Annotated in this window: 3 protein-coding genes; all 3 read left to right on the forward strand. The window is 38.9% G+C overall.

From position 1 onward, the window contains the following. The coding region (locus ACFINI_RS08885) for an autotransporter outer membrane beta-barrel domain-containing protein (protein WP_375647838.1) at nucleotides 1–369 on the forward strand (369 nt) is incomplete at its 5' end. Nucleotides 370–996: 627 nt separating this feature from the next. Further along, a complete protein-coding gene (locus tag ACFINI_RS08890) occupies nucleotides 997–5,835 on the forward strand; it encodes an autotransporter outer membrane beta-barrel domain-containing protein (protein ID WP_375647845.1) in 4,839 nt (1,612 codons plus the stop codon). A 651-nt stretch (nucleotides 5,836–6,486) separates the two neighbouring features. Then, nucleotides 6,487–10,095 (forward strand): autotransporter outer membrane beta-barrel domain-containing protein, encoded by a 3,609-nt coding sequence (locus ACFINI_RS08895; RefSeq protein WP_375647848.1) that lies wholly within the window; start codon nucleotides 6,487–6,489, stop codon nucleotides 10,093–10,095. Nucleotides 10,096–10,396 lie beyond the last annotated feature (301 nt).

Below are 10,396 nucleotides of genomic sequence, written 5' to 3' on the forward strand. Positions count from 1 at the left end.
CAACATTTGATGTTTAATACCATTGAAGATGCTGATAATTTTACCGTTGATATGAAAAATCCTTCTCAATGGTTGATACGTGTTGGTGGACGTTTAACCAAAACCATTATGACCACTGAAAACAACCGTCCGATGTCTTTCTATGGAAAAGTAAACTTGATCAAAACCTTTGGTGATAATGGTACCATCCAGATTGGCAGAGATTTTGACCTTGATCCTATGGGACCTGCAATTGAAGGCGGCATTGGCATCAATGCGCAACTGTCTCACAATTTCTCGCTTCATGGTGATGTCAGCTATCAACAAAAGCTTCAGAAAACTGGTATCTCTGGAGCTAGTTTTTCAGGCGGCATACGCTATCAGTTTTAAATCAAGGCTGTAAAAATAGCCTATTCATTCTATTCAATTTAATAAAAAGGCAGCACAATATGCTGCCTTTTTATCTCTCCCCTATTCTTTTCTACCAGTACACACCGCCAACATTTTTCTTTAAGAAAATTAGTTAAAAAACTCAAGACAATAAAATATCGCGCTTTTAACTAGTAAAAATATCCCTTAAAAAAACTAAAAGTCGATTGAAAAATCAATGAGCGCTATTTTATCGTAACCGTGTTAAAGAAAAACATGAAAGCTATGGTATCATCTTTGGTTTCATGATGTTGGAAGAGATCTCTATCAGGCTCAAGCATACAGTTTTTTGAAATTTTCTTGCCTACTCCTTTTCTTTAAGCATAAGCAACAAGTTTTATGCAAACATAACACATATCTTGAATAGAAAAACTTATAATACTTACATAATATTAACATAATGTATTCATTTAATACTAAATGAATTTAAATATAATACATTATATGCTAAATGTATAAGTTAATTTATACTTTACACAAAAATAAAAATAGCCTATTTACGTTCCATCTCTAAAATATCCATCCATTTGATATCCTTCTTATAAGCGGGGGAAGAGTGTGTGGCTCTTATAAGTTAGGAAAATCTTGATGTGTAAAAAATCCCTTTTATGCTGCATAGCTGTCATAGCTGTCATGCTATTCAACACCCATCTCAATGTATATGCTGAAACTCTTGAAGTTTCCGGCGAGAAAAAAGAAATATCTAACACAACGTATGAGATTATTTATGCAAAAGACAACGGAGAAATCACCGGCACACATTTAACTGTTGTTGGGAGCAAAGACACAAATACAGATATTTACGCTGTAACAGCGAAAGGTCTTGGCAGTACGATTACATTACTGCAAGACACAGCCATTAAAGGAACTGATTTTGACATTCGTCTCGGTCTTAATGCAAAAGATGGTGCTACAATCAAAATGACTGGAGGCATTATTACGGTTTCTGAAATTGGCGCTTTCTTTGAAAACAGTATGAATGATAAAAACAAGCTGGAAGGTGTAACAATATCAAGCGGTAAAGATGACCACTTCATGGACAAGGGAATAAATGCCGACAACAAAAGCAAAGTTACTTTAGAAAACGTAACGGTTACGCAAGCAAACACCAGTATATTTGCAAATGATCATTCTGAAGTAACGATTTTAGGAGGAGCATTTGATGGAGAACTCAAAGGAATATCTGCTACGGAAGGCAGCGCTATTACTTTAACCTATAGTGAATTAGCCGATAATAAAAAAGGCAGTGTTCAAGTTACATCATCTCATGGTGACGGACTCTATGCAAATGGTGCACAATCCACAATCACAATGATAGGAGGATCAGTCACTGGAGAAAATACAGCATTACTTGCAGAAAATGGCGGACATATTGACGTCACAGATGTTACTTTAAAAAAAGATGGCACCGGAATCGGTGCAATAGCTAATGATGTTGACAGCACAATTGAACTGCACGGAAATACGGTAATTAATGACGCTGTAATTGGGCTTTATGCAACAAACGGTAGCACAATCACAATGACTGGAGGAACCATTACGGCTTTTGAAACTGGTGCGTTCTTCAATGAGAGTAAAAGCGATAAAAACAAGTTAGAAAATGTAACCATTACTTATGCAAATACCAGCATAAGTGATCAAGACAAGCTAGAAAATGTAAAAACATCAGACAATGAATTAGACCCTGGATGGGAAAGTGAATTAGAAAATGAAAAAGAAGAGTTTTTATACACAGGAATAACGGCCTTTGCCGGAAGTCATCTCTCTTTAGAAAATGTAACCATTACGCAAGCAGACACCAGCATATCCGCAGAAGATGGTTCACAAGTAACGATATTAGGAGGAGCATTTGATGGAGAACACACAGGGCTATACGTAATGAACGGCAGCTTCATTACTTTAGCCAATAGTAAAGAAGGCAGCGTTCAAGTTACATCATCTGATGGTGATGGACTCTATGCAGACGGTTTATTCTCTACAATCATAATGATGGGAGGAACAGTGACTGCGGGAAACAGAGCATTATTTGCACAAAAAGGTGGATATATTAAGGTCACAGATGTTGCTCTAACAACGATGGACGGAAACGGATACGGGGCAGCTTCCACCGATCCTTACAGCTTTATTGAATTGGATGGGGAGACAACGATTAATAATGCTATAAATGGACTTGATGCGGAAAACAGTGGCGTCATCATAATGACGGGAGGAGCTGTAACTGCGAAAAGCGCAGCATTGTTTACCATGAACGGTGGATATATTAAGGTCACAGATGTTGCTCTAACAACGATGGACGGAAACGGATACGGTGCTGCTTCCACCGATCCTGAAAGCTTGATTGAATTGGATGGGAAGACAACGATTAATAATGCTCTCATCGGACTTTATACAGAAAATAGTGGTACTATCTCAATGGCGGGTGGAACTGTAACTGGGAAAAGCGCGGCAGTACTTACAAAAAGCGGTGGACATATTAAGGTCACAGATGTTGCTCTAACAACAATAGATGGCAACGGATACGGTGCAGCTACCAGCGATCCTAACAGCTTGATTGAATTATATGGAAAGACAACGATTAATAATGCTTTCATCGGACTTTATACAGAAAATAGTGGTACTATCACAATGGCGGGTGGAACTGTAACCGCAACAAACATGGCATTGCTTGCAAAAAGCGGGGGACATATTAAGCTCACAGGTGTTGCTCTAACAACGATGGATGGCAACGGATACGGTGCAGCTACCTCCGATCCTGAAAGCTTGATTGAATTGTATGGAAAAACAACGATTAATAATGCTTTCATCGGGCTCAATGCAGAAAACAGTGGTGCAATCACAATGGCAGGTGGAACTGTAACCGCAACAAACATGGCATTGCTTGCAAAAAGCGGTGGACATATTAAGCTCACAGATGTTGCTCTAACAACGATGTATGGCAACGGATACGGTGCAGCTACCTCCGATCCTGAAAGCTTGATTGAATTGCATGGAAAAACAACGATTAATAATGCTTTCATCGGGCTCAATGCAGAAAACAGTGGTGCAATCACAATAACGGGAGGAGCTGTAACCGCAACAAACGTGGCAGTGCTTGCAAAAAGCGGTGGGCATATTAAAGTCACAGATGTTGCTTTAACAACAACAAATGGTAACTATGGTGCTGCTGCAACCGATCCTAAAAGCTTGATTGAATTATATGGAAAGACAACAATTAATAATGCTGTAACCGGACTTGATGCAGAAAATAGTGGCACAATTATAATGACTGGTGGAACAGTAACTGCGAAAACCATGGCATTGTTTGCAATGAACGGTGGACATATTAAGGTCACAGACGTTGCTCTAACAACGATGGATGGCAACGGATACGGTACAGCTGCCAGCAATCCTTACAGCTTAATTGAATTGCATGGAAATACAGCAATTAGCAATACTTTCATCGGGCTTTATGCAGAAAACGGTGGCACGATTAAAATGACTGGAGGGACCGTAGCAGCAAAAGGATCAGCATTTGTTGTAAAAAATAGCGGATATATTGATGTAACAAATGTTTCTGCAACAGCAGAAAACAGTGGCATAATATTTGATAAATCCGAGGACGATAATGCCTCAGAAGTCGACTTGACAAATACAAAGATTCGCACTGAAAATAGTATTGGAATTAACGCAGACCAATCAATCGGTATAGTCAATCTCAAAAATTCAGAAATCAGTGCCGATATTTTATTAGCAGCAAAAGCTTCAACTAAAGAAAATAACTTTGCTTTTACATTAAATGCTAATCACTCCGTATTAAAGGGGAGAGCAAAAATTGCAGAAAACAGAACTGTACGCTTTGATTTGACAAACAAGACAACATGGATATTGAAAACCAGTACAAAAGAAACCGATGATGACGGAAAACTGCTTGCTATTGCTCAAAGGTCACGTTCTGATATTTCTGTGCTCAATCTCAATGATAGTTCTATTGTTTTTAATGGACCGGTAGAAGATCATTATCATACATTGCATATAGGATCTGGAATACCAACCATTCTAGCAGTCTATAATGCCTTTGGTGAGGCAGAAATTCATTTCAACGCTATATGGAGTGATGGTGTTGCAATAGATGCACAAAAAACCGATAGGCTTCTCATTCACGGTGATGTAGCAGGCACCACAACAGTTTATGTCAAAAGTGTTTCAGGGGATAAAGAGAGCGTAGAAAATGCTTCTACTCCTTCAAATATAGGTGGACTTTCACTTATTCAAGTTTCTGGAGAAGCAAAAGAAGACTCCTTTAAATTGAAAAATGGCTATACCACCATAGGAGGAACTCCTTATAAATATACGCTAACTGCCTATGGACCAGTATCAAGCTATGGCAAAGCCAATGCTAACCAAAACTTATTCGATGAAAAGGATAAAGATTTCTGGGATTTCCGTTTGCAGCCTGAATTTTTTGACACCGATTCAAAAGTAAGAGCAGTTGTACCACAAATGGCAAGCTATTTGGTTATGCCAAATGCCCTCTTTTATACTGGATTGGCCGATATGGCCAAGCAAAATGCACTTTTAGCCAATATGAGAACAACAGTCTTGGGAGAGCAGAAAAATCTAAAAAACAGTTTCTTCCTCTCTACCTATGGGGGTACAGGAACCTTATCCTCGAAACGCGGTCCCCTTAAATATGGTTATGGTGCTGATATTCGCTACGCTGCTATACAAGGTGGGGTTGCATTGACTACGTTAGAAGGGCACAGCACTACTACACATCTTGGTCTTTTAGGTACCTATGGGCAGCTGTCTTTCACTCCAAAAGAGATGCAGGATGCAAGTAAAAGCACCCTAGATAAATGGTCTCTCACTGCCTATGGTAGTGTACAACATGACAGTGGTTTCTATATCGATACGCTTTTATCCTATGGGATAATAAAGGGCGATATCACCAATGCTATCATTGGTAAAACCGCGAAATTGAACAATGTAAAAATGTTGAGTATTTCCACCACCGTTGGCAAACAATTTTCTACCGGAATGGAAGGTTTAACCTTCGAGCCCCAAATACAACTTGCTTATCAACATTTGATGTTTGATACCATTGAAGATGCTGATAATTTAAAAATTGATATGAACAATCCTTCTCAATGGTTGATCCGTGTTGGTGGACGTTTAACCAAAACCATTATGACCACTGAAAATGGTCCTGCCATTTCCTTCTATGGAAAAGCAAACTTGATCAAAACCTTTGGTGATAATGGTACCATCCAGATTGGCAGAGATTTTGACCTTGATCCCATAGGAACAGCAATTGAGGGCGGCGTTGGCATTAATGCGCAACTGTCTCACAATTTCTCGCTTCATGGTGATGTCAGCTATCAACAAAAGCTTCAAAAAACTGGTATAAGTGGTGCAAACTTTTCAGGCGGCATACGCTATCAGTTTTAAATCAAGGCTGTAAAAATAGCCTATTCATTCTATTCAATTTAATAAAAAAGGCAGCACGATATGCTGCCCTTTTTGTACATTAAAGTCATCCTTTTTCCTTTTAAAGCACCCTCCCCTCTTTATACTTAGTTCTTTACGAAAATCTCCAAGACAAGACACAACAAACGCAACAGAGCACTTCCATCCCCAGTGGATGAAGAGTACTTCCTACTTTGAAAAAAAGAGAAGTCTATTAGAAATAAATTAATACCACTGTGTTGAAAGATGAAAGCCCACTTTAGGCCCAAGTAAGTTAGCTTTTTTACTAGCTTCTTCTACATCCTTTTTTGTTCCCTCATAACCCCAATTTGCGTCATATAATAATTCCTACCATCACGTAAAAGATGTTATGGTACCACTATATCAGTATCTCACAATATTTCTCTGAATAATAATATTCAAAATTATAATTCTTTAAATAAAATCCATTATAAATACATTTTGTATTATACATAATTAATATCAATTATTTTTTAATTTTGACAAAAAACCAAAAATGTCTTACCAAATTAAAGACAATTACTGAAAGTAATAACAACTATCCATTTTCACTTCTTCTTATGAAGTTCGCGGGGAAATGAATATTTTGGGGCTCTCATAAGGAGAATACTAGTGTATAAAACATCCCTTTTATCATGTACGGCTGCAGCCGCTATTATCCTGTTCAACATCCAGTTCAGTGCACATGCTGAAACCCTCGTAGTTTCTGAGGGAAAACAACAAGAAGTATCCGATAAAACCTACGAAACTATTCACGCAAAAGACGGTGGCAAAATCATTGGAAAACATTTAACCATTGTTACGAATAAAGATATAAACCAAGGCACAAACCAAACCGTCTATGCTGTAACAGCAGAAGGTGCTGACAGTGCGATTGAGTTACTGGATGGCACAACCATTAAAGGCACTGGTTCTGGTATTTTCTTAGGCCTTGAAGCCAAAGACGGTGCTACACTTCAAATGACTAAGGGAACAATTACATATTCTGGAATGGAGGCCTCCTCATCTGGCATTTTATCTAGCACTGGAGCTTCCTTTTCTGACAGTAAGAGTAAAAAAAACAAGCTGGAAGACGTGGTAATATCGAGTGAAAACGATAACAGTTCACTATCCTTAGGAATAAGTGCTAAAAACAGCACAGTAACCTTGAACAATGTAACCGTTACTCAAGCACTAACAGGCATATTTGCAGAGGATCACTCAACAATAACAGTGTCTGGAGGATCATTTCGTGCAAAAAATACAGCAATATCTGCTCAAAATGGCAGCATCATTACTTTAAACAACAATGTTACAGTCGCATCATCTAATGGTAATGCACTCCATGCAGATGGTATAGAATCCAAGATCACAATGAAAGGAGGGACTGTCATAGGAGGAAATTTGAATGGACATGAAGACGCATTATTTACAGAAAATGGTGGACGTATTGAAATTACGGATGTTACTCTAACAACCGATAACTTCGGAAACGGTGCAAATGCCCATGGCTTTGGAAGCATAATTGAATTAAAAGGCAAAACAAGCATTGAAAAAGTTAGAGACGGACTGAGAGCAGAAAAAGGTGGTAAAATCACCAGCGAAGATTTAACAATAACTGCTTATGAAAACCAAGAATACGGCACTTCTGGTATAATAGCCATTGATCCCAATAGTGAAATTCAATTAAAGGGGCATACAACCTTTGAAAAAGTTTCGTACGGTCTTGGAGCCTATAATGGTGGTAAAATTACCAGCGGAGATTTAACAATAGTCGGTGGTAAAGCAATTAATGACAAGCCCAATGAAGCACGATCTGGTGTATGGACAGCGGGCTCTGGGAGTGAAATTCAGTTAACGGGCAAAACAACCATTCAAAATTTTGATGAAGGTCTTTATGCAGAGGATGGAAGTAAAATCATTAGCGGAGATTTAACAATAATCGGTGGTGAGTCCGAAGCAGAAACCGTTGGTGTAAGCACTTGGGAGGCTGATAGTATAGTTGAATTAAATGGCAAAACAACTATTCAAAATGTTGGTATTGGTCTCGCTACTGGTGAAGATAGCACAATTAAGATGATTAATGGCGCTATTGATGCTAATTCTAAAGGCCTAGATACCCAATCCGACACTCCTCAGAATGGGAAGAAAAATAAAATAGAAGCAAAAATGGCTGCGCTGGTTGTAATAAATGGCGGACATATTGATCTGACAGATGTTTCTGCCACAGCAGAAGTTGCCGGTTTACAATTCGCAACTTTCTCCGATGATAATCCAAATGGCTCGCATGATCCACAAAAATATCATAGTAATGAGATCAATCTGACCAATGCAGAGCTTCATGCTGAAAATGGCACAGGAATTTTCATTGGAGCTGTTGTTGAAAAAAGTATCGAAGATACTACAGTTCCATCAATCGGCACAGTCAATCTTAAAAAATCAGAGGTCCATGCCGATGTTTTACTAGGAAATGGTATTGCTTGGGACAAAACGTCATGGAAAGATAAAGATTTGTGGGATGATAAAGAGGTTAAAGCGATCTCCAACGGCACCTTCACATTAAGCGCAGATCAGTCTATTTTAGAGGGCAGAGCAAATATTGCTAAAGACAGAAATGTGCACTTTGATCTGAAAAACAATACAAAATGGACGTTGAAAATCAGCAAAAATGAAAAAGATGATGATGGCAATCTCCTTGATATCGCTCAAAGATCTCGTTCTGATATTTCCACGCTTAATCTCGATAACAGCTCCATTGTTTTTGAGAAACCAACCGAAGATCATTACCAAACATTGCATATAGGTTCTGGTAAACCAGACACGCAAGAAGTCTACAATGCAACGGGTGATACAAAGATTTACTTCAACACGGCTTGGAGTGATGGTGCTGCAATAAATGACCAAAAAACCGATAGGCTTTTGATCCATGGGGATGTCTCCGGCAACACATCAGTTTATGTCACGGGGCGCTTAGAAGAGAACAATATCGAAGCAAATACCTCTGCTGCTGCCAATGTCCGGGGTCTTTCACTCATTCAAGTTTCTGGAAAAGCAGAAGAAAACTCTTTCAAACTGGTAAATGGCTATACCACAAGAGGTGGCTTACCGGATATGTATACACTACGTGCCTATGGACCAGACTCAAGCCAAGGCAAAGCCGATATTGCACAAAACCTCTTTGATGAAAAGAATAAAAATTTCTGGGATTTCCGTTTACAACCCGAACTGCTTGACTCCAATTCTGGTTCAAATCCTGATCCTGAAACAAATATCCCTACCGTTGCCCCTGTACCACAAACAGCAAGCTATTTGGTCATGCCAAATGCTCTCTTCTATAGTGGATTAACGGATATGGCTAAACAAAATGCACTTTTAGCCAATATCAGAACATCTGTCTTAGGAAAAGAAGAAGAAAAACAAACCGGTTTCTTCCTCTATACTTACGGAAACACAGGAACCTTATCTTCTGAACGCGGACCTCTCAAATATGGTTATGGTGCTGATATCCGCTATGCTGCTCTACAAGCCGGTGTTACATTCGCGGCATTAGAAGGACAAAATACCACAACACATTTCGGTCTTGTAGGCACCTATGGGCGGCTGTCTTTCACTCCAAAGGATATGGATGATGTAAGTAAGAGCACATTGGATAAATGGTCACTAACAGCTTATAGCAGCGTGCAGCATAACAATGGTTTCTATATGGATACACTGTTATCCTATGGGATAATAAAGGGAGATATCGGCAATGCTATCATTGGCAAAACCGCAAAATTGAAAAACGCCAAAATGTTGAGTATCTCCACCACTGTTGGCAAAGAGTTTGCAGCTGGAATGGAAGATTTAACATTTGAGCCACAAGCACAAATTGCCTATCAACATTTGATGTTTAATACCATTGAAGATGCTGATAATTTTACCGTTGATATGAAAAATCCTTCTCAATGGTTGATCCGTGTTGGTGGACGTTTGACAAAAACTATTTCCACTGAAAACAACCGTCCGATGTCTTTCTATGGAAAAGTAAACTTGATCAAAACCTTTGGTGATAATGGTACCATTCATATTGGTAGAAACTTTGACCTTGATCCTATGGGACCTGCAATTGAAGGCGGCGTTGGCATTAGTGCACAACTGTCTCACAATTTCTCGCTTCATGGTGATGTAAGTTATCAACAAAAGCTTCAGAAAACTGGTATAAGTGGTGCAAGCTTTTCAGGAGGAATACGCTATCAGTTTTAAAACAAAACTGTCAAAACAGCGTATTTCTTTTCTATGCATTAACAAAAAAGGCAGCCACAATATGCTGCCTTTTCGCTTTATAAATCCTAATAACACTACACTATCCCTCCTTAAGAGAGCCCTTGCTTTTTCTACTGCCTGTAAAATCAACATCCACGCCCAACGCCGCAGCTGTTTAAAACAAAGCTTGAGTCGCATCAGTGCTGTATTAGCAGCTCCAGCTTTTGTATGACAGATACAAGATATTGATTTATAATGATAATCTAGCTCTGTTCATATTGAATTAGACGCCCGAATAACG

Origin of the sequence: Bartonella sp. AA56HLJMS, from assembly GCF_042197145.1 — a bacterium.
GTDB lineage: Bacteria > Pseudomonadota > Alphaproteobacteria > Rhizobiales > Rhizobiaceae > Bartonella.

What these genes read in the sequence shown, in the direction of transcription:
- ACFINI_RS08890 (WP_375647845.1), top strand. Translation starts at nt 997, where the DNA reads ATGTGTAAAAAATCCCTTTTATGCTGCATAGCTGTCATAGCTGTCATG.